This is a genomic window from Acinetobacter sp. FDAARGOS_559 (assembly GCF_003940475.1).
Taxonomy (GTDB): Bacteria; Pseudomonadota; Gammaproteobacteria; order Pseudomonadales; family Moraxellaceae; genus Acinetobacter; species Acinetobacter baumannii.
The window spans coordinates 3,380,269-3,401,210 of record NZ_RKJG01000005.1; the positions used below are offsets into that span (position 1 = coordinate 3,380,269).

General features: G+C 36.7%; 18 protein-coding genes and 1 pseudogene. 10 read left to right on the forward strand and 9 right to left on the reverse strand.

Annotated elements, in window-relative coordinates; translation table 11 throughout:
- The first annotated feature begins 1 nt into the window (after position 1).
- The 4 genes from EGS71_RS17795 (at position 2) to EGS71_RS17810 (ending at position 4,090) form a co-directional block, all read left to right on the forward strand.
- Complete coding sequence (locus tag EGS71_RS17795; RefSeq protein ID WP_002011311.1) at positions 2-976, forward strand: nucleoid-associated protein; 975 nt, start codon at positions 2-4, stop codon at positions 974-976.
- 27 nt (positions 977-1,003) lie between these two features.
- Positions 1,004-2,257: a hypothetical protein gene (locus EGS71_RS17800; RefSeq protein ID WP_000005966.1), complete on the forward strand. Its 1,254-nt coding sequence runs from the start codon at positions 1,004-1,006 to the stop codon at positions 2,255-2,257.
- 1 nt (position 2,258) lies between these two features.
- Positions 2,259-2,882 (forward strand): hypothetical protein, encoded by a 624-nt coding sequence (locus EGS71_RS17805; RefSeq protein ID WP_223234717.1) that lies wholly within the window; start codon positions 2,259-2,261, stop codon positions 2,880-2,882.
- A 257-nt stretch (positions 2,883-3,139) separates the two neighbouring features.
- Complete coding sequence (locus tag EGS71_RS17810; RefSeq protein WP_001061232.1) at positions 3,140-4,090, forward strand: hypothetical protein; 951 nt, start codon at positions 3,140-3,142, stop codon at positions 4,088-4,090.
- Positions 4,091-4,205: 115 nt separating this feature from the next.
- Here EGS71_RS17810 and EGS71_RS17815 read toward each other — a convergent pair whose 3' ends face one another.
- The 6 genes and pseudogenes from EGS71_RS17815 to EGS71_RS22945 all read right to left on the reverse strand — a co-directional run.
- Positions 4,206-4,733, reverse strand: a complete 528-nt coding sequence (locus EGS71_RS17815) for a hypothetical protein (RefSeq protein WP_000837435.1) — start codon at positions 4,731-4,733, stop codon at positions 4,206-4,208.
- 128 nt (positions 4,734-4,861) lie between these two features.
- Positions 4,862-5,350 carry a hypothetical protein gene (locus EGS71_RS17820; RefSeq protein ID WP_000751019.1) on the reverse strand — a complete coding sequence of 163 codons (489 nt, stop codon included), beginning with the start codon at positions 5,348-5,350 and terminating at the stop codon, positions 4,862-4,864.
- A 14-nt stretch (positions 5,351-5,364) separates the two neighbouring features.
- Positions 5,365-5,973 carry a hypothetical protein gene (locus tag EGS71_RS17825; RefSeq protein ID WP_000046085.1) on the reverse strand — a complete coding sequence of 203 codons (609 nt, stop codon included), beginning with the start codon at positions 5,971-5,973 and terminating at the stop codon, positions 5,365-5,367.
- Between the two features lie 9 nt (positions 5,974-5,982).
- Positions 5,983-6,528: a PAAR domain-containing protein gene (locus EGS71_RS17830; protein ID WP_000235272.1), complete on the reverse strand. Its 546-nt coding sequence runs from the start codon at positions 6,526-6,528 to the stop codon at positions 5,983-5,985.
- Positions 6,529-6,725: 197 nt separating this feature from the next.
- Positions 6,726-7,010: a hypothetical protein gene (locus tag EGS71_RS17835; protein ID WP_000675263.1), complete on the reverse strand. Its 285-nt coding sequence runs from the start codon at positions 7,008-7,010 to the stop codon at positions 6,726-6,728.
- 651 nt (positions 7,011-7,661) lie between these two features.
- Positions 7,662-7,757, reverse strand: a pseudogene (locus EGS71_RS22945) (hypothetical protein); the annotation flags it as partial.
- 227 nt (positions 7,758-7,984) lie between these two features.
- On the opposite strand from EGS71_RS22945, the gene EGS71_RS17840 reads away from it, so the two are divergent.
- The 3 genes from EGS71_RS17840 to EGS71_RS17850 are packed head-to-tail and all read left to right on the forward strand — an operon-like array spanning position 7,985 to position 14,097.
- The gene (locus EGS71_RS17840; protein WP_000627736.1) at positions 7,985-9,466 is read left to right on the forward strand and encodes a type I restriction-modification system subunit M; all 1,482 of its coding nucleotides are present in this window, start codon (positions 7,985-7,987) and stop codon (positions 9,464-9,466) included.
- On the forward strand, positions 9,463-10,623 hold the full coding sequence (locus tag EGS71_RS17845; protein WP_000121371.1) for a restriction endonuclease subunit S: 1,161 nt from the start codon (positions 9,463-9,465) through the stop codon (positions 10,621-10,623). Before EGS71_RS17840 ends, EGS71_RS17845 begins: the two co-directional genes overlap by 4 nt.
- A 30-nt stretch (positions 10,624-10,653) precedes the next feature.
- Positions 10,654-14,097 carry a DEAD/DEAH box helicase family protein gene (locus tag EGS71_RS17850; protein WP_000064546.1) on the forward strand — a complete coding sequence of 1,148 codons (3,444 nt, stop codon included), beginning with the start codon at positions 10,654-10,656 and terminating at the stop codon, positions 14,095-14,097.
- 86 nt (positions 14,098-14,183) lie between these two features.
- Here the strand turns inward: EGS71_RS17850 and EGS71_RS17855 are convergent, their stop codons facing one another.
- The 3 genes from EGS71_RS17855 to EGS71_RS17865 form a co-directional block, all read right to left on the reverse strand.
- On the reverse strand, positions 14,184-15,530 hold the full coding sequence (locus EGS71_RS17855; protein WP_001046203.1) for an OprD family outer membrane porin: 1,347 nt from the start codon (positions 15,528-15,530) through the stop codon (positions 14,184-14,186).
- A gap of 78 nt (positions 15,531-15,608) precedes the next feature.
- Positions 15,609-16,994, reverse strand: a complete 1,386-nt coding sequence (locus tag EGS71_RS17860; RefSeq protein WP_000182792.1) for an MFS transporter — start codon at positions 16,992-16,994, stop codon at positions 15,609-15,611.
- A 172-nt stretch (positions 16,995-17,166) separates the two neighbouring features.
- The gene (locus EGS71_RS17865; protein ID WP_000050871.1) at positions 17,167-18,111 is read right to left on the reverse strand and encodes a dihydrodipicolinate synthase family protein; all 945 of its coding nucleotides are present in this window, start codon (positions 18,109-18,111) and stop codon (positions 17,167-17,169) included.
- Between the two features lie 186 nt (positions 18,112-18,297).
- Between EGS71_RS17865 and EGS71_RS17870 the strand changes: the two genes are divergently transcribed.
- The 3 genes from EGS71_RS17870 to EGS71_RS17880 all read left to right on the forward strand — a co-directional run bounded on the left by EGS71_RS17870 (position 18,298) and on the right by EGS71_RS17880 (position 20,863).
- Positions 18,298-19,188, forward strand: coding sequence for a LysR family transcriptional regulator (locus EGS71_RS17870; RefSeq protein WP_001105541.1), 891 nt, complete (start codon positions 18,298-18,300; stop codon positions 19,186-19,188).
- Positions 19,189-19,324: 136 nt separating this feature from the next.
- Entirely contained in the window at positions 19,325-19,846 is a 522-nt protein-coding gene (locus tag EGS71_RS17875; RefSeq protein WP_003653184.1) for a sigma-70 family RNA polymerase sigma factor, read from the forward strand.
- A complete protein-coding gene (locus EGS71_RS17880) occupies positions 19,847-20,863 on the forward strand; it encodes a FecR family protein (RefSeq protein WP_001240510.1) in 1,017 nt (338 codons plus the stop codon).
- Positions 20,864-20,942 lie beyond the last annotated feature (79 nt).

The following is a 20,942-nucleotide window of genomic DNA, read 5'->3' on the forward strand; positions in this document are numbered from 1 at the left end:
ATTGGTAAAATTTACGAATGATTTATTAAAAGCATATTCAGAAGAAGCTAATACTTGGGCGGATATTGCGAGTGCAGATATTAATATTTTTCATCAGAACCTTATAAAATGTTTTAAAGAAGATGAGAAAACTATTGATTTTTATAATTTTTCAAAAAAAGTTGTCGACCAGATAGTTGGTGAAATAAAAAGAAAATATAAAGCTACAGGTGGTTATGTATTACTGATTAATTACAAATATAATATTACTAATTACTTATTAGTTGTAATGCTTAAATTAGAGACAAGATTTGGCATTGACGAAAAAGATTTATCTTTCTTTGAAACTGAATCTTTTACCATGAAGAACTTTCATGAAGCTGTACGTATGAATCTTGATACATGGCTAGCAAGATCAGTAGGAGAAGGGATCGATGAAGATGGATTACCTGAGAGATGTTTTGCTTTTGTCAAGAAAAGGGGGGTAGATGAAGATATTACACAATATTTTAGATTAGCTCTAGGTTGTGAAAACTTTGCAGAATCAACAGCAAATACTTCAGCTTTAATTAGAGCATTAGATGCTTATGTAGAAAGTAAAAGTTTTCTAAATGAAGATAGCAAAATGGAGTTTCGAGAACAAAAAAGAGATATTCTCCATAACTATTTATCTACTAAAATTAAAGAGAAACAGCCTGTTAGTTTGCGTGACATCACAGCATTAATTTCACCTACTGATGAGAAGATAAAGGAAAATGAATTTTTAGAATTTATTAAATCTAATGATAAATTTAAGATTGATGAAACTTTTAATCCTCACAAAGGTAAAGTCAAAGATCTTGAGCGTGTATCAGGAAAAATCAAAGGAGGGTCGGTAAGTTTTCCTATCACAGAAATTGGTGAAAGTATCTTTTATGATCAAGATATTAGAGAGTTAAAAATTCAAAAAGTACCTGATGAATTACATCAGAGGATTTTAAATGCAAAAGGTTCATAAATTTGTTTTTTATAAAGTATATCACTTATGAGTGAGTATGAAGAAAAAAAGCTATTTATTGAGAAAATAGCTCAGGCATGTGATTTGTTATACGATTTGTCTATGGAAGGCAGTCGTATAACTGGACGTGCGAAAAATAATGATGACTTAATAAAAGTTACAAATTTACTTCGCGATGCAGAAAAAATAGAAGAGGAATTATCGTTTAGTAGTAATGGTTTAATTATTACTTTTTATAAAGTTTTAAATATATTTAAAAATTTTGATAAATTACTTAATGATTCTAATTATAGAAGGGATGTACCAGCACAATTTTTTTATTTAATTGAAAGTAAAAAAGCATTTTATTTTGATAGAGTTGACTCTTATTTTGAGAATTACCTTAATATAATAAAAATATATAAATTTTTTGAAGAAAAATCAGATCATAAAAGTAGTGAGCATGGAAATCAAAATTTAATATTTCTTGGAAATAAAAAACTTGTAGTTACAGATGAGTATCATTCTCAAGATTTGATAGAAATACCTGATGCTATTAAGTTCATGTCTAAGTTTTTAACTGAAGATTTAAGTAATGGTATAACTAATAAAGAAAAAGATCAAATATTAAAGAAAACATTAGTTAATTTTTTTAAAGATTGTGAAACTATTAAATTCTCACAAATAATTAATGATTTTAAGAAATTAAACCATTGTGTTGATAGTGAATTAGACATATATATGTCTAAATTTTCATATGAAGATATAAAAAAAGAAGTTGAAAAAGAAAAAGTAGATTTTATAGTAAGATTAAATAAAGTTTTTTCAGATATACAAACTCAATTAATTGGAGTGCCTGTATCTGTAATATTAGCTGCAGATAAGCTTAAGCTTGGAAAGCTTGCATTAGAAGATCCAAATAAATTTTATGGGATAAGTTTAACAAATTTATTAGTTATATTGGCTATAGGATTTTATGCAATTATTTTAGCTATGCTCATTAGGAATCAAAGTAATACTTTGGCAGCTTTAAAAGATGAAATTGATCATCATGAAAGCCTTTTTAAGAATAAACATAAAGGCATAGCTCAAAAGTTTATTAACTCATTTGTTCAAGTTAAAAACAGATATGAACATCAAAAGAAAATGTTGCTATGGGTGGATGTTCTAGTTTGTATAGCATTTGGGATAATATTTCTTATGGCTTATGTAAGTATGTTTTCGCATTTAGAAATATTATTGCCATTTATGGGTGGATTGTTGCTTATAGGTATTTTTATATTTTATAGAAGTTATGAATAAAATGAATATTTTTGAAATGCTTTTGAAATCAATTCCTTTTACTCCAATATTTTATTGGTTTTTCTCCGAAGCTTTTAGATTGGCAAAAAAAAGAAAGTTCTATGATATGCAAATAGATATTTTAAATGACTATATCCAAAATTACTTTAATAATACATCGATAGAATTTTCTTTAAAAGATTTAAAGGCACGTCAAGTTACTTGTAATTATAAGGTAGGAGCAGATATTTTAGATTTTTTAATTAAAAATAAATGTAGGGATATTTTTAAAGCTATTCAAGATTTTGATCAATCTTTATTTTATGTAAAGGTAATTAATTCAGATACAGAGGATTGTAAACTCGTTTCTAATTTTTATAAAAATAGAATTATATTGCTAAGAAGACTTTGTTGGGGGATTTATTTTGTTACAGGAGGTTTTTTATTTTTTAATTATTTTATTTTATCAATGTCTGAGTTTTTAAATAAACCGCCATTATTTAGTAATGTAGAGAATAGTCCTTCTTTATTTTTATTTTTAATTATTTTGCTAATAATTTCATCCTTAGGTATATTAACTTTTGGTAGGTGGATAGATGCTTGTATCTCACTCTCAAAAAAGGTGCCTGTAATCTTTAAAACTTAATTGATAAGATTACATATTGCTGATTTTATTGGTGCAATGAACTAAGAGAAGTAATTTCAGTTTTTTACACAAGTCAAAAAACACTCTAATCCTCCGTAATTTTTAGGGAAAAAATGAAGCAATATTGAATAGGGGTGGGGTGAAGATAAACATTTAAATTGGGGGAAATTTCAAAAGATGATTACTTCGCTGTGGAGCGGTTGATGAAAAAGGTAATCATCTCTTTCTAAATAATTTATAAAATTTGGTTAGATCAAATGAACAACTTAATAACAAGATATTTAAATAATCTGGGGCAGTGGCATGAAACAGCACTCACAACGACTAAAGCCATTATTGCTATAGGTGTATTATGCTTAGTCGCATATTTAGTGACGATTAGCTATATCCCTTCGGAAATTAGCTTTGGTGATACGCTCATTTTTTTACTGATTTTTGCAGCATGTTCTATTATTTATGCGGGGCTAAGCACGATATTGTTTTTCTTTGGTATTTCCTTAGTTCCAGTAACATATATCATCTTTAGTGTAGTTGATAAGTTTTTACCACCTCATATCAGAATTGGACAAAAACTGCCATTTCCAAAGATTAGTATTACCACATTGGCTGCATCCCTTTATCTGTTATATGTTATTCATAGTTTGTTTTTACTACATTGGAAAATCAATCTTTACATAGGCATTACCGTATTTTTTATTGCCTTTACTTATTATCCTTTTTACATCAACCGACAGAAGATTAAAGAATTTCGTATAAAGTTTGAGAATTTGCAAGATATTATTGATGACCCAGAAGCAAGTGATCATCTTAAAACATTTGCGATAAAGAAATTCAAAAGATTAGAAACGCATATTAATGATAGCTTACAAGTAGCCATTATTTTGATTTTGATACCACTTGCACCTATGTTTTTTATTGAAGAAGTTGGTAACACATTTCTAAACTACGCCATGCAAAAAATTGGTGTAAGAATAGAAAAGGCAACCTTATATATTAAAGAACCTTATGCAAATTTAATTGAATTACCAAAAACAACTACTAAAGAACTGAGCCAGTATCAAACCTTTATTTTTAAAGAAGTTAAAGTGTTATTTCAAGGCATTGGTAAAAGCACTTTAGTTTCTTACAAAGTGAAAGATATAGAAAAGCAGTTAGTTATTCCCAATGACTATATTACTGTAGAGCGAGCTCAGAAGGCCGATAAGTAAAGTTATATATCACTCGTTATTAATTAGTTATTTTGGTATCCCCCAGACCCCCGTGCCACAACAGAACTTTAATTCTTTCTAGAAAAAGCCCTGAATAATCAGGGCCTTTTCTCGCTTAGATTAATTTTTTACATTCAATATCATTTAACGGTGAATCAGTTTTCATAATGATTTTTTCAATTTTCGGTTGAAGTATCAAAGCCTCTTTTGAAAGTTCTTTCGCTTTAGCTGATATCTCACTTCCGCTTTTTTCTTTGAGTTTTATATATTTTTCAATGTATTTATTACTTACACATAATGAATCTAAAGCATCAATTGACATCTTACTTTTTTTGCCAGAAGCCATTAAATCTAGATCATCATTAAGCTTTATGTCTAAAGAATCGTAAGTTGTATTGACTGCATACATTAAAAAAGTGGCATAACTTAGCAACTGATCATTAGTTTCAGTTACCTTGTTAACTTCATTGTATGCTGCTTTATATAAGGATTTTGTGTAATAAAGCTGATTAAACTGGACATAGAGTGATGCTTCATTTGCTTGGGTTATATCAGCTTCAGTAATTCCATGTTTTTGAGGGCGGACTTGGCTACATGCTACCGTTAAAAGAGACAATAAAATAATACAAAGTTTAGATTTCACAATTAATTAACCATTTCTTATTCAGGCAGGGAATAACTAGATTTAGCTATAACTAATTTATAAAATTAGCTATATAAAGCTCCTTTTAATGGGAGCTTTATATATTAATATTTAATTAATATTTTCAACTATTTACAAACTTGCTGAAAAGTTGCTAGAGATTTGTCTTTGCTATCTCTTAGCTTGATAATTTCATTTCTTGCTTCGTATAGTTGCTTAACACTTTTCTTGGTGTCTTCGGTGATATTGGCTCTATATCGCTCATCCATATTATTTATATAGTTTTGCATGTAGACGGTCAGCCAACAGACATCGTTGAGGTCGGTATAATCAAACTTATTTTTATCTAAGCCAGTTAACCAATTACCATACTCTTCGTTAAGTAGACTTTGTGCAGTTCTTACTTTTACAAAAGTATTTTTGAAAATAATCTCTTTTAGAGCTGGCTCTTGTTTTACATCTTTATTGGCTTCCAAAATCAACTTTCTATTATCAGTAACGTAATTCTTAAAGTCCTTTTGAATAAATGTATCTATATCCTCTTTTTCAGATGCTTTACATCCATTGAAGCCAACCAAAAGAAGCGGTGCTAAAAATATTAATATCGTTTTCTTCATATTATTACTCGTGACTAGAAACTACTAAGTGGCGGTGTATATTGATATTGTCGTATAAACTGCGATACGGTAGCACTATCATAAGGACGGCCAAATACTTTCTTATACATATTCTCATTAATTAGATATGGTCCATTATTCTCATGGATGGCAATAGCATTTCCCGCTAAAACAGGCTTGTTTGCATTGGAAAGAGCAAGATCAATAACTTCACCAAAATTTTTCTTAGCAATTGCCATGCGTGCTGTAAAAGAATCTTTGGCAAGCTCCCTGATAAAAGTTGAGCCTTCATTTAAGGAATGCTTTTGAGCATACATCGTGAACTTAAGATACATCATTGTATGAAAAGAATATCTTTCTAAAACTGATTCACTAAACTGACGTAAATCATACTCAAGCCCAAAACGAATTGCTAAATCATGTTCAAAAGGTATTCTGTTTTTAACACCATCCCATTGACCTTGATTCATCATAAAGGTGTAAGGCACTGTAGTATGATAATTAAGAATTTTAACAATACTATTGCATAACAATGGGTCTAATAATTCATCTGCATGACAAACTTTAACTTCATTATCTAAAGATGGAATTAATGTTGGTGAGAAAACTCTATCTTGTGCCATTTTAAATCCTTAAAGTGGAGGTAACGGTTTAGAAGCATCAATGGTCTGAAACTCTACTTCATCTGGTGAGTCAGCATTGATGACATGGGTCTTACCTTCTTTATCCGTCCAACCGGTTTCTACTTTTCCATCCTTTTTGTAAATAATTGAATAGGGGATTTCACTAAAAACTTTTTGGGTCTTTTCATCCTTTAATTGGAACTGAATACCATATTCTTTAGATTTGTCTTCTACAAAGCTATCTTGAGTTTGGGCTTTACTCGCTGGCAAACTTTGAGCCGAACCACCACCATTGTCTTGAACTACTAAGTTCTGTTGTGGAAGTAACTTACAGCCACAGGAAAGAGAGTCGTTAACACGCGCAGCAGCTTTACCAAAGATTTGCATATACGGGTCGCCAGACACAATAGTTGCAACAACTTTATGAGTGGGGCAGGTAGCTTTGTCACCGACACAGGCAACGGGAATACCGTCAATTAGGAACATACTGTTCCCAGAAATTACTTGACCACCGCCACTAGTGGGGCAGCCTATTGTTATATATGGTGTTGCCAAATTTATTCCTTCTTATCTTTATGAAGTGCCAAAAGCATAACAAATAGGGGGTAGACAGTACTGTATATTTTTATTGTTCAGTAGAGTTGACTTATTTCCCTCCAAGGCCCCCGTGCCACAACAGAACTTTAATTTTTTGCGCTGATTTAAAGTTATCCACCATTGCGACACAGAGATAAGGGAGCTAAGCCAAACGCTTAGCCCATGTCGTTTTTATCGCACCGCCGCATCACGCTAAAAAAAGTAGGGGCAAAGTCCTGTGGGAGAGCAGGACTTTGCAAACTGACATGTTCTAGGCGTTGCATGAGCTGAGGCGAATACACTTGTTCAAGCCGTTGGTAAATACAGTCGCAACTGGCTTGGGTGTGTCCACCCGACAGGCAAATTTTTTCAAACTCCTGCTGAGTGTGTATGTCACAACCTGAAACGCTGTAATCGCCGACAACGAGGCCTAAAACCAAAATAGTTTTATAAAATTTCATATTATTCTCGTGATGATTTGGGGATATCTCAATGAGAAAAAATAAACCGCTATATTTTAAGTTTTAAAATCATTTTTAAAGGCAATAGTTAACCCGCCTATAAAAGCAATAAAATAAAATGACTTAAATTTTAAAATAAAAATAATTTATAAATTTAAAAAATTAGATAATAGAAAACCTAAATTTTAAATAAATAAAAAGTTTATAAGTGAGAGGGGATAAATATATATAGTGGCATGGTCAACTCCTTAGAATGTATGGAGTCCTACCACCGAAAATCACCGTCAATTGATTAGGGTGGTAGAACGAAAGAGGGTTGACAGACCGGACATACAGAACCAGCACACCCGAAGGTGTCCCCCTTCCGCCCTACCGCAACGTGAGGGGGACGGTGGTTTTTACACACAGATCTCCCCCTCAGAAGGAGCAAATCTGATGCGCTGTATGTATAGCGGTCTGTCAAAACCGACTGGCAATGTAGGCCAGCGAGACCATAATAATCATAAGTTTTTAACAGGTCAATTCAATTTAAATAAAATATTATAAAAATTTTAATTATAATTTTATATTTTAATTAAACTCAAAAGTTAATATCTCTAAAGCTATAAATTAATAAAAATAATAAAGCTAAACTAAACGTTTAGCCTGCTCTTAAAATGTATAACGGTAATTAATAAATACACGGTGCTGGTCCCAATCTTTCCGAGACATGCCATTTATTTTTTCACCTAGGTTTGCATTTAGAAAAAATTCAAATCAAAAATAAAAGTTTAAAAAAATCTTGATTGAAGCTTTGTAGGCGTCTGTAGTCGTTTGCTTAATTTCTCCTCTAATTCAATCTATCGAAATACAGCTTTAAAAATAAGCAAAAGATTGAGAGGGACGACATGTATTGCCGCTGAACATGTATGGCTATAGCATTTCAAAGGTATTTCTAACACAATACGCATCGAAGAAATTTGAGGTTCAACATTGTGATTACGGGCGAGATTAAAAGTAAAATTGACCAAATTTGGAATGCTTTCTGGAGTGGTGGAATTTCTAACCCTTTAGAAGTCATGGAGCAAATGACATATTTACTGTTTATTCGCCGTCTTGATGAAATTCAAACTACAAAAGAAAAAAAGGCGAATCGTCTCAAAATTGCTGTTGAACAACCAATTTTTGAACCAGAACAAGATCACTTACGTTGGTCTAAACTCATTCATTTAGGTGATCCAGCTAAGTTATATAAAACGGTTGCAGAGGAAGTCTTTCCTTTTATTAAAAACTTAGGCCGTGATGATGACACTACTTATAGTCATCATATGAAAGATGCCCGTTTTACTATTCCTAATCCTGCATTATTAACTAAAGTGATTGACCTTTTGGCAGATGTGCCAATGGATGATAAAGACACTAAAGGTGATGTTTACGAGTATATGCTCGGTAAGATCGCTTCAGCGGGTCAGAATGGGCAGTTCCGGACACCTCGTCATATTATTAAAATGATTGTAGAGCTTATGCAGCCTAAGCCTACCGATACCATTTGTGACCCAGCTTGTGGTACGGCTGGTTTTCTTGTGGCAGCAAGTGAATACCTTAGCCAACATTATAGTACTGAGATTTTTGCTAACTCTGAAGTTGCAAAACGCTTTAGTGAAGAAACTTTCTTTGGTTACGATTTTGACAGCACCATGCTTCGAATTGGTTCAATGAACATGATGCTACACGGGGTCGAAAACCCAAGTATTGAAAACCGTGATTCATTAAGCGAAGCACATTCACATATTGAAAGTAAGTACAGCCTAATTCTTGCTAACCCTCCATTTGCGGGTAGTTTGGACTACGAAAGTTGTGCCAAGAATATTCAGGCGATTGTTAAAACCAAAAAGACTGAATTGCTGTTTTTAGCTTTGTTCTTACGTTTGCTTAAAACAGGTGGGCGCGCTGCGGTGATTGTGCCTGATGGTGTGTTATTTGGTTCATCTAAAGCGCATAAAGATTTGCGCCAAAAAATTGTAGAAGAGCAAAAGCTCGAAGCGATTATTTCGATGCCGTCCGGTGTGTTTAAACCGTATGCAGGTGTTTCCACTGCAATTATGATTTTCACTAAAACTGAATCTGGTGGTACAGATAAAGTTTGGTTCTATGACATGCGGGCAGATGGTTATTCACTAGATGATAAGCGTAATGAACTAGATGCGTCTAAGCATGAAAATAACAATATTCCTGACATCATTGCCCGTTTTAAAAATTTAGATGCTGAAATAGACCGTAAAGCGACTGAACAAAGTTTCTTGGTAGATAAAGCCGATATCGCTGCCAATGGTTATGATTTATCAATTAACCGTTATAAAGAAGTGGTGTATGAGCAAGTGCAATACGAATCACCAAGTAAAATTTTGGCGGATTTAGAACTTCTTGAGCAGGATATTCTAAAAGGAATGAATGAGCTTAAGGAGTTGCTGAAATGAGTTACCCTTTAGTTTGTTTAGGTGATATTGCTGATTTTATTAATGGCGTTGCTTTTAAGCCTGAAGATTGGGGAACAGAAGGTAAACCAATTATTCGTATTCAGAACTTAAATGACCCTTCAAAAGAATATAACTATACAGAACGTGAAGTTAAAGATGCTAACATCGCGCGTAAAGGTGATTTATTAGTTTCATGGTCAGCTAGTTTAGGTGTTTATGAGTGGCACGGACAAGATGCTTGTATTAATCAGCATATTTTCAAAGTTGTACCCAACAATGAAAAAATTGATAAAACTTATTTAAAACGTGCTCTTGAACTGTCTATAGTTGAAATGGAGAGCCAAGTTCATGGTGCCACGATGAAACATATTACTCGTGGAAAGTTTCTAGCAAATAAAATCCCACTCCCACCACTAGCAGAACAACGCCGAATAGCCTCTATTTTAGATCAAGCGGATGAACTACGCCAAAAACGTCAGCAAGCGATTAAAAAGCTAGACCAGCTTTTACAAGCCACGTTTATTGATATGTTTGGTGATCCTGTGAGTAATCCAAAGGGGTGGCGTTCAGACAAAAATTTAGGTGATGTTGCTGATATCGTTTCAGGTATCACCAAAGGGCGAAAAATCACAGGAAAATCGCTAAGAGAAATTCCTTATTTAGCAGTATCTAATGTTCAGGATAAATACTTAAATCTTTCTATAATTAAAACAATTGAAGCTTCGGATGATGAGATTAAGCGTTATAAACTCAGACAAGGAGATTTACTTCTAACGGAAGGTGGTGATCCTGATAAATTAGGACGAGGAACTTTATGGAATAATGAAGTCGATGAATGCATTCATCAAAATCATGTCTTTAGAGTTAGATTAACATCAAAAGAATTTACACCTAATTATTTGAATTGGATTATTGGAAGTGAATATGGGAAAAGATATTTCTTAAAATCTGCCAAGCAAACAACAGGAATTGCATCGATTAATATGGGACAATTAAAAAAATTACCTTTATTAATACCTCCTATTAATTTGCAAATTCAATTTGATGAAAGATGTATTAAAATTCATCAGATTAAGAATAAACTTGTGGACTCATGTAAAGATATCAATAATCTATTTTCATCATTACAAAACCAAGCATTTAGCGGAACTTTATAAATAATTAATTTAAAATTTGAGGGTATATACATGAGTAACTTCTCGTTTTTAGAACCTGACTTTAGCAGTTTGGCAGCTACTGCTAAAGAAGCTGAAAAGCTCGTGTATATTTCGCCTCAAGCTTCTTTGATGTTTGCCCGAAACTCTTTAGAAAACTTGGTGTTTTGGTTATATCAATATGATAAAAAATTAAACCAGCCTTACGATGCTTCTATTTATAATTTACTAAATGACGTTAAGTTTAAAGATCTTATCCCACCCTATATTTGGGATAAAATGGACAATATCCGCATGGTCGGCAACAGTGCTGTGCATGGGAAAAAGTTTAAACAACTAACAACCGAAGAAGCTGTAAAACACATCAGCCATTTATTTTTAATTTATGTCTGGTTCGAACGTAATTATGGTTCACCTTCAAAAGATCGTTCACAGCAGATTTTATTTAACCCAAAATTAATTCCAAATACTGACAGCACTCAGCAAATTGCAGCTAATAAAGAGCAATTACAAAAAGAAGCTGAAGCGAAAGAAAAGGAGTTTGCTGAAAGACACAAGGCATTACGTGAACGTGAACAAAAACTCTTTGAGCAATCTGCAAGTTTAGAAGAACGTGAAAAATTACTTGCTTATATTGATGCTGACCTTGCTCAGAAACGAGCTGAAGTTGAACAAGCCAAAATTGCGAATAGTCAGATTCTAGACAACACCGACTATAAAGAAAACGAAACCCGTAAACTTAAAATTGACTTACTTCTTGAAGAGGCTGGTTGGGAAATTGGCAACACCGTACGCGAAGAAGTACCAGTTACCGGTATGCCAAACTCATCAGGTAAAGGCTCAGTTGATTATGTGCTTTATGATGCTGATGGCTTACCCTTAGCGCTTGTTGAAGCAAAACGTACATCTGCCAATCCTGATATTGGACAGCAACAAGCAAAGCTTTATGCGGACTGTTTAGAACAACAAACAGGGCAACGGCCTGTAATTTTCTACACCAATGGCTACAAAACTCGAATTTGGAACGATGTGCAGGGTGGCCCGCCCCGATTAGTCCACGGATTTTATACTCAGGCAGAGCTTAAACGGCTTATTGAGCGACGTAAGAATAATCCTGACTTAAGCAGCTTCCCCATCAATACAGAAATTGTAGAACGCTACTATCAGACTCGTGCAATTAAAGCCATGCTGGCAGCATTCCAACGTAAAGAACGTGCTGGTTTGCTCATCATGGCAACAGGTACAGGAAAAACTCGTACATCGATTGCCTTAGTTGATGTATTGATGAAAGCTAATGTAGTGCAAAAAGTACTGTTCCTTGCCGACAGAACATCATTAGTCAATCAAGCGACCAATGCTTTTAAAGCCAATTTACCCGATGCTGCACCAGTAAACTTAGTCGATAGTAAGAACCAAAACGGACGAGTTTATCTTTCTACCTATCACACAATGATGGGCCTGATTGATGAAATGAATGCAGATGGAACCCGTAAATACGGTACAGGTATGTTTGACCTGATTATTGTTGATGAAGCACACCGTAGTGTTTATCAAAAATTTGGTGAGATTTTTAACTACTTTGACAGTTTATTAGTTGGTTTAACTGCAACACCGCGAGATGAAGTAGATCGTGATACTTATGCATTGTTTGGTTTAGAAAGTGGTGTCCCAACCGATTACTACGATCTCGATCAAGCTATTGCTGATGGTTATCTAGTACCACCAAAAGCCTATTCAGTTCCTCTTAAATTCATGCGTGAAGGCGTGAAATATGATGAACTTTCAGAAGAAGAAAAACAGCATTGGATTGAATTGGACTGGGAAGGGGGAGATGCACCGGAAGAAGTTTCTGCATCCAAACTTAATAAAGAACTCTTTAATACGGGTACAGTCGATAAGATGCTTCAACACTTAATGGAAAATGGCATTAAGGTAGAAGGTGGTGATCGGTTAGGAAAAACAATTATTTTCGCCGTAAATCAAAATCATGCTAATTTCATTGCCGAGCGCTTCGACAAAAACTATCCGCAATATGATGGTAAATTTGCACGTGTAATTACTCACGCGACTAAGTACGCGCAAAGTTTAATCGATGGTTTTAGTAAAAAAGACCTACCAGACCCACAAATAGCTATATCTGTGGATATGCTTGATACAGGCATTGATGTACCTGAAGTGGTTAATCTGGTGTTCTTTAAGGCGGTACGTTCTAAAGTCAAATTTATGCAAATGATTGGGCGAGGTACACGACTGTGTAAAGAGCTATTTGCACCAGAACAAGATAAAAAAGAATTTTATATTTTCGATTATTGCTCAAACTTTGAATATTTTAATGAAAACCCTGAAGGTGCTCCAGTCTCTACGACTGAACCGTTGGGACAGCGATTATTTAAAGCTCGATTAAATATTTTAAGTTTATTGAATACCAAAGATTTTGAGACTGAAGAACTAAAAGCAGTACAGCAAGATATTCGTCAAAGCTTACAGACAGAAGTGAGATCGATGAACAATGAGAATTTCATTGTGAGGTCTGAACTCGAATATGTTGAACATTTCAAAAATGATGATGCTTGGAATAATTTAGATGACCTAGCTATGGGCATATTACGCGAGCATATTTCAAAATTACCAAATGAGCTTGAGGCTGAAACCTTAGAAGCAAAGTTATTTGATATGTTGTGCTATAACCTTGAACTTGCAGTATTAGCAAAGAACAATAAAGCAATTCAAACGTATGCTAATAAAGTGATTGAAGTTGCATCTAAGCTAGAGACTAAAGAAAATATTCCTGTTGTTGCTGCACAAATCACTTTAATTCAAGAAATTCAAACTGCTGAATATTGGAAAGATATTACACTTCCAATGCTTGAATCGATGCGTAAACGTATTCGTGGCCTAGTAAAACTGATTGAGAAATCCACCTCTACCATTGTTTATTCCATGCTAGATGATGAAATTGGTAATGCAGTAGAAGTTGATATTCCTGTCGTCTCTAGTGGTGTCAATCTTGCACAATATCGTAAGCGCGTTGAAAATTTCATTAAGGCGAATGAAAACCATATTACTATCGCAAAATTAAAACGTGGCCTAGCATTAACCCCGACTGACTTAATTGAGTTAGAGCGTTTTGTCTTTGAAGCGCAAGAAGTCGAGAGTAAAGAAAAATTTGAAAAGTGTTTTGGCACAGAAAAGTCTTTAACTCTTTTTATCCGTTCTCTAGTGGGTTTAGATCGGCAGGCAGTACAAGAGGCATTTTCAAATTATTTACATGGCACTACATATAACGAAAAACAAATCCGTTTTGTAGAGATGATTATTGACCATTTAACTATGCGCGGAACTTTAGAAGCGTCTCAACTTTATGAACCACCGTTCAATCAAATTCACTATGAAGGTATTGATGGCGTGTTTGCTGATAGGGATGCTGACAAGATATTTGGCGTTGTTGAAGCATTTAATCAAAGTGCGGTAGCGTAATATTTTTAGTTAAAAAATCATGATTACGACCAGTGCTTTTACATAGTTATAATCATGATTTTGCAACCTAAATGTTTAGCCTGCTCTTAAAATGTATAACGGTAATTAATAAATACTCGGTGCTGGTCCCAATCTTTCCGAGACATGCCATTTATTTTTTCACCTAGGTTTGCATTTTCAAAATTTGACTCATAATGCAAAAATGAATAACGCACATCTAAGTTTTTCACCCATGGCAAGGCATAACTCACCGTAAAGTCAAAGTAATGCTCTTTACCTTCAATATCACTGCTAATGTTACTTTGGTGAGCGCCAAAGCCATAAATATACTTCACTTCAGTTTTTAAACCTTTCACATAGTCTTTCCAGTTATATTTCAAGCGAAGGGCAACGGCGGTTTCATCGTTGTTGGTAAAGTCGGGGCCAATGGTCGCAGAGGTCGGAAACGGGTTGGTGCCATGGTCTTGCGTTAAAATCGAGTTGCGGGCGGAGTGCACGGCAAAGTTATCTTCAATCCAAAAACCATCAAACTTTGAAACGGCAATGCCACCTTCGAGATTATTCTTGGCTACATTTGCATCGACAAAATAACCATTACCACGGTTGTTAATGTCTTGGCCTTTGACACAGTCCAGCTCAGTTTCGGCACCACATTTAAACAGCTTGCCATCATCACGCGAGAAAAAAGCACCTGTGTTGAATGTCCACATAAGGCCATGCAAGGGCAACTTATATTGAGCAATCGCCCCGTACTTTTTTAAATAATCTTTGCTATTTAAATATTCGGCATTCACGCTCCAGTTTTTGTACTGATACTTGGCACCAAGCAAACCGACATAATCGATTCGCTCGTCATTTTCAGTCACCAGTTTTTCAAAAGAGTCCATGCTGCGCGGTTTCCAGCGGTCATAGTAGGCGATGTAAGTCTGTAGCTGATCATTCAATTGAAACTGGCCACTCGCACCCGAAAAAGTATCGGGCACTGCACGGTTATTGGTGCTTTTAAGCAACAGTGAATCGTGCAACTGACGGCCTAATTTAATTTCGCCTTTGTCGCCGAGTTTTGCCTTGAGGTAGAGCTGCCCTAAAGTCGCAAAGTTTTGGTCAAGCTTGCCGTTATTTTCGACTTCTAAAAGCTGAGCGCTAGGCTTGCCAGAGTCAAATAACTTGGTGACTGCATAGAGTGAACCATCCACCCCAAGCCAGTCCCACAAGTAAGGTGACTGATAATTTAACTCAAGCCCTAACGCGCTTTGTTCATATTCACTCGACGAAGGCGAAGGGTTAGCGAGCGTGGGGTGGGCGGTGCCTTCATCGTTCCAGTAACGGGTGTTGAGTTTTAATTCTAACTTGCCAAATTCTTGAGGAAGCTCTGCATAAGCGTTGCTCACGCTGCCTAAACCAATACAGCCCCATAGCAAATATTTATTCATTTTAAATTCCTTTTTTAAGCATGAATAAGCCCTTTGCCTAACGCTTAGGTTAGGCAAGCTTTTTATGAAATGGATGAATTAAGGAGAGAGTTTTTCGAGCACTTGGCCTTTGGTTTCAATGGCAAACAAGAAGGTCACTAGGCCACCAATGAGTGCCACAACGGCCAGCACACTAAACACATATTGAATGCCGTAACCACCAACCACGAGGCCGACCATAACAGGTCCAATCGCAGAGCCAGCACGTAACCAAGCGGTACTAAACCCGATGCCCATCGCACGTAGGCGAGTTGGGTAAAGTTCTGCAGCGTAAAGGTATAAAGAGAATGAAATGGTCTGCAAAATGGCATAGCTCAGCGTTGCTAAAATCACAACTTGCATGGCCGATTTTGCACCTAAAACCGAGAGGCTCATGAGTGGAATGATCGCCAAGAAAAACGCTGCACTGTACCAAGGACGACGACCGACTTTATCAATCATTAATGCACAGATAATAGAGGCAATCACACCCATGCCCGAGGTAATCCAGCCATAACCTAAACTGGTTTGCAGCGACAAGCCAAAGTGTTGTTTGTAGAGCGATGGCAGCCAAGTCACCATGGCATTGTTCACCATATACACGCAAAACCACATGCCCCACAGGGTAAAGGTACGTTTGCGGTAAATGCCACGGAACAGTTCGCGCCAGTCGGTTTTTGCCAAGCCTTGCGGGTTAATTTCTTTAACTACAGGTTCAGCCAAAGTTTTACCGCTTTTGATGGCACCATCTTCAAAGCTTTTGACGACTTGATCCGCTTCTTTAAAACGGCCTTTTGAAGCAAGCCAGCGTGGTGACTCAGGTAAGAAAAACCGTAAAGGAATGACTAGTAAAGAGGGAACGAGGCCCACAATAAACATGACTTTCCAGCCGTAAATTGGCATGAGGAAAAATGCTGCCATGCCTGCAAACATAAGACCAAGTGGAAATAAAACTTCATAGAGCAAGAAAAACTTACCGCGCTTTTCTGCACCAATAAACTCATTAATGTAGGCACTCGCAACAGGCACTTCACCACCTGTTCCCACACCTTGTAAGAAACGGAAAATTAACAGCGACATTCCGCTCCACGCAAACAAACAAGAAATGTCCATTGCCACAAACAGTAAAATGGTAAAAGACAGCACTTTTAAACGACCGACTTTTTCGGCAAGAGAACCAAAGAAGATTGCACCGACCAGTTGCCCAACATAGCCCGCGGCAATGATCGCACCGACATAGGCAGGGGTCAGGTGCCATTCGGTAATGAGTTGGGGTAAAGCAAAGGCAATCGCAAGAACAGTATAAGCGTCAAAAAAGGTCGCGATACCGATGGTAATTCGCATAAATTGCAATCGTCCGGTGACGGGTAGTCGTTCGAGTCTTGCAATAATTTCCGCATTTTTTTGATGATGACTAATTTGTTCTACATCCGCTAGATTTGTCATCTTATATCTCCTTATCACTACATTCCTCGTAGTTTTGTTGTTCTATTTCGCACTACCTGTTCACCACAGTTTGCATGCTTTTTATTATTGTTTTTAAGAGACATGCCCGATGTTTGGCCTCAGGCAGCGTACAGGAAAAAAAGGCTAGCGTATATGCTAGCCCGAATGGAATTTAAGCAACGGCTTGGGTTAAATCGACCTTGCCAATTCCGGCTTGACGCATTGCATCATGAATTTCTTGCTCAGCACCATCTGCCAGTGGAAGCAGAGGTGAACGCACAGTGGCATGGTCCAAAATTCCGCGAGCAACCAGTGCATGTTTCAGCGCGACCGTACCTTCCATGTGTGAACCACGGTGATAGACATTGCGAGTTACTGGTAATAATTGGTCGTGAATAGCACGAGCTTTAGCATAATCTTTGGCTTTACCTGCTTTAATCATTTCAATTAACAATTCAGGGGCAATGTTGCCATAGCCAACCAAAGCGCCGTCTACATCAAACATGGTGTGAAGCAAATATTCATCGTGGCACGTCAACACCTGTAAGTCTGGACGTTCACGGCGAATAATTGGAATTTCGACATCCCAGCGGCGCATGTTACGCACACCATTTTTCATGGCAAATACACCTGGCTGTGCAGAAATATCGAGTAAAGTGTCTAGGTCGTAAGTGGCCTTCGTTGCATCTGGATATTGGAATAAAATAGATGGCAAACCACTTTCTTCATAAATCGCTTTATAGCGGTCTTGTGGTGCGCCTTTTTGATAGCCAAAACGCAACCAGCCATGTGAAGGGTAAATCAAACCTGCCGAAGCACCTGCGCTGACTGCACGTTTTGCTTCTTCTGCTGCAACCGAAGTACCTTCGAGTGTAATCCCTGCGATTACCGGAATTTTATCATCTACCGATTTAACAAAGCTTTCGATGACCTGCATTTGTTCTTTTTGCGACAAGAATGTTCCTTCACCTGCATGCCCAAGAACAACCAAGCCTTTCACACCATCAATACTACCTAACCATGAACCTAAACGTTGAATTGCATCATGGTCTACTTGTCCGTCACGGGTAAAAGGAGTCACAGGTGCTGGGGTTAATCCACGTAAATCTAAACTCATAATCGTACTTCCTATACAGTGTAATTAAATATTCTCTGGTTCTTAATCTGACTTAAATCGTGTTGTAGAGAACATGATTGGAGTATAGAAATAGGTGAGCTATGTAGGAATTACCAATTCTTGAATTTCAGTTATACTGAAAATGTATGGCTCAAAAAGCTGTCTATTACGGTTTAGGAAGAATCGATGAATTATGAATTATGGAAAATATTTTTAGACGCAGTGGAGCTGGGTAGCTTAAGCAAAGTCGCCATGCTACATAACACCAACCAACCGCAAATCAGTCGGCAAATGAACGAGCTTGAAGCGCAGTGTGGCGGACGTTTGTTTAACCGAACTGGCCGTGGTGTAGAACTCACCGATTTAGGCCAGCATTTACTTCCTAAAATTCGTTCATGGCTGAACGTGACCGATCAACTCAATAATGAAATTCTGCACTCGACCGATACCCCAATTGGTACGGTGCGTATTGCCAGTTTGCCGTCTACTGCACATCCGTTGTTATCGACCCTGTATAAAGTGCTTCAAGAGAAATATCCCCTAATTAAGCTGTCGGTGCGTGAAGGGCAAGGGGTACATTTAGAAAAATGGCTTGAAGATGGCAGTGTTGATTTAGCTATTCTTTATCGCTTTAACCCGACACCTAAACAAGGCGATATTTACCTTACCCAAGCCGATACCTATTTGGTCGGCTGCGAAGGAGATGCACTCACTCAGGCCAGTGAAGTCGACTTTAAAGCAATCAATCAGTTGCCGCTGGTCACGTTTTGCAGGCCAAGTAACTGGCGCAATTTTTTAGACCACATGGCTTATGAAAATGGGGTAGAGCTAAATATTGTGTTTGAAGCCGACTCGATTAGTTTACAAACCCATTTGGTTTCCGAGTCTCGCATGTATACCATGCTGGGGCCGCAAGCTTTAAAAAAAGCCAGCCAATACACCTCAATTCAAGCCGCAAAAATTATTAACCCCGCACTCAAGCGCTATATTTCTTTGTCTATTTCTAAACACGGTTATTTAACGCCTGCATGTAAGGCAGTGATGGAAGAAATTAGAAATTTGGCCGATTTGCTTTAAGAAAAGTGCAGCAAAGCGAGTGGGCAATTAATTCAATTTATTAAACAGTGGTTTAAGTTTTACTTGAATTATTGCTTGACTTTTTTAAATGATAATTATTATCATTTGTGGGTTCCTTGTTTTGAGTCCAATTGCTGTGAACAAAACTTCTTTGCTTGTAGATCAGTTATATAGAAGTCACCAAAGCTGGCTTCACCAATGGTTGAGACAAAAATTAGGTAATACTGATCAGGCTGCAGATCTGGTTCAGGACACATTTATTAAACTGCTACAAACGCGTGACGAGCTATTCGGCATTAAGGAACCGCGTGCCTATTTAACCTCGATTGCTAAAAATCTGCTCATTGACCAAGTGCGCCGTAAACGTATTGAACAAGCTTATTTAGATGGCTTGAGTCAAATGGAATATATGCTTGATGCAGTGGCGTCACCCGAAGACCAAATGCAAATTATTCAAGCAATTAACCAACTTTGCAAAGCACTCGAAGGGGTTTCTGAAAAAGCACAGCAAGCTTTTATTTTGCATTACCTTGAAGGCTATACCCATAAAGAAATTGCCGAGCGTTTAAATGTGTCGACCAAAATGATTCAAAAATATTTGGCGAGCTGTTTAATTCAGTGCTACCAAAACCGACAAGACATGGACGCTTGCATTTAAATGGCCATGGATAAAAGCAAATATCACCAGTTGGTTGAAGAAGCTGCACATTGGATTGTTCAACTGAGTTCGGATGATGAAAGCTCACGGAAAACCGCCAAACAAAAATTTGAAGAGTGGAAAAAAACCAGTGAGCAACACCGCCAAGTGGCTGCCGACATTGAACAGTGCATTGGTTCAATTCAAAAACTTTCTCAAACCAGCGGACATAAAAAAGTCACTAAAGTTGCTCTTAAAGCTGGCCTAAACTCAGGCAAAGCCTATAAACATTTACGTGCAGGAACAGCTTTTGCCGTTGTGTTTGTTGCCATGAGTGGGGCGTTATTTTATTTAACTGACACCACAGTGGCCTATGTGACTGCTGACATTCAAGGGCAATCGGGGCAGTGGACTACGCAAACCTTACCAGATGGTTCACGTTTAATTTTGCGTGGGAAAAGTGCGGTCAATCTTGATTTTAAAACCAACCAGCGAGTGGTTGAGTTGGTGCAAGGTCAAATTTATGTTGATATTGCCAAAGATAAGACTAGACCGTTTTTGGTCAAAACCAGTCATGGGCAAATTCAGGCACTCGGCACAGCTTTTAGCGTCAGTTATGACCCTTCGGCAACCGAACTCAAAATGTTGCACTCAAAGGTAAAAGTAGAAGCCACACAGGTTAAAACCACCCAATTGCATGCGACTCGTCAGGCCATTGTTGAAGTAGGGCAAGCCATTAAAATGGACCAAAATGGCGTACAAAAATTGCCTGAACTGAATGTTTATAACGAACAGCAAAAATGGCAAAAGCATCAGCTTATGGTGGAAAACTTGCCGCTGAATCAAGTGCTACAAGAGCTAGACCGTAACTACAAAGGCAAAATTATTTTTAATGATGTGGCGTTGCAACATGTGCGGGTCAATGCGGTGTTGCCTTTAGACCAAACCACAGAATCGCTTAAGCTTTTGGCTACGGTTTTTCCAGAGCTGAAAATTAAGCAAATCACGCCGTTTGTGGTCATGGTTTCTTTAAAATAATAAAAAATTAAATTTATTTTCAATTTTAGGTTCCACTTTTTTGAAAGTCGTTCGTCATAGTAAGTAGAAGCAATAAATA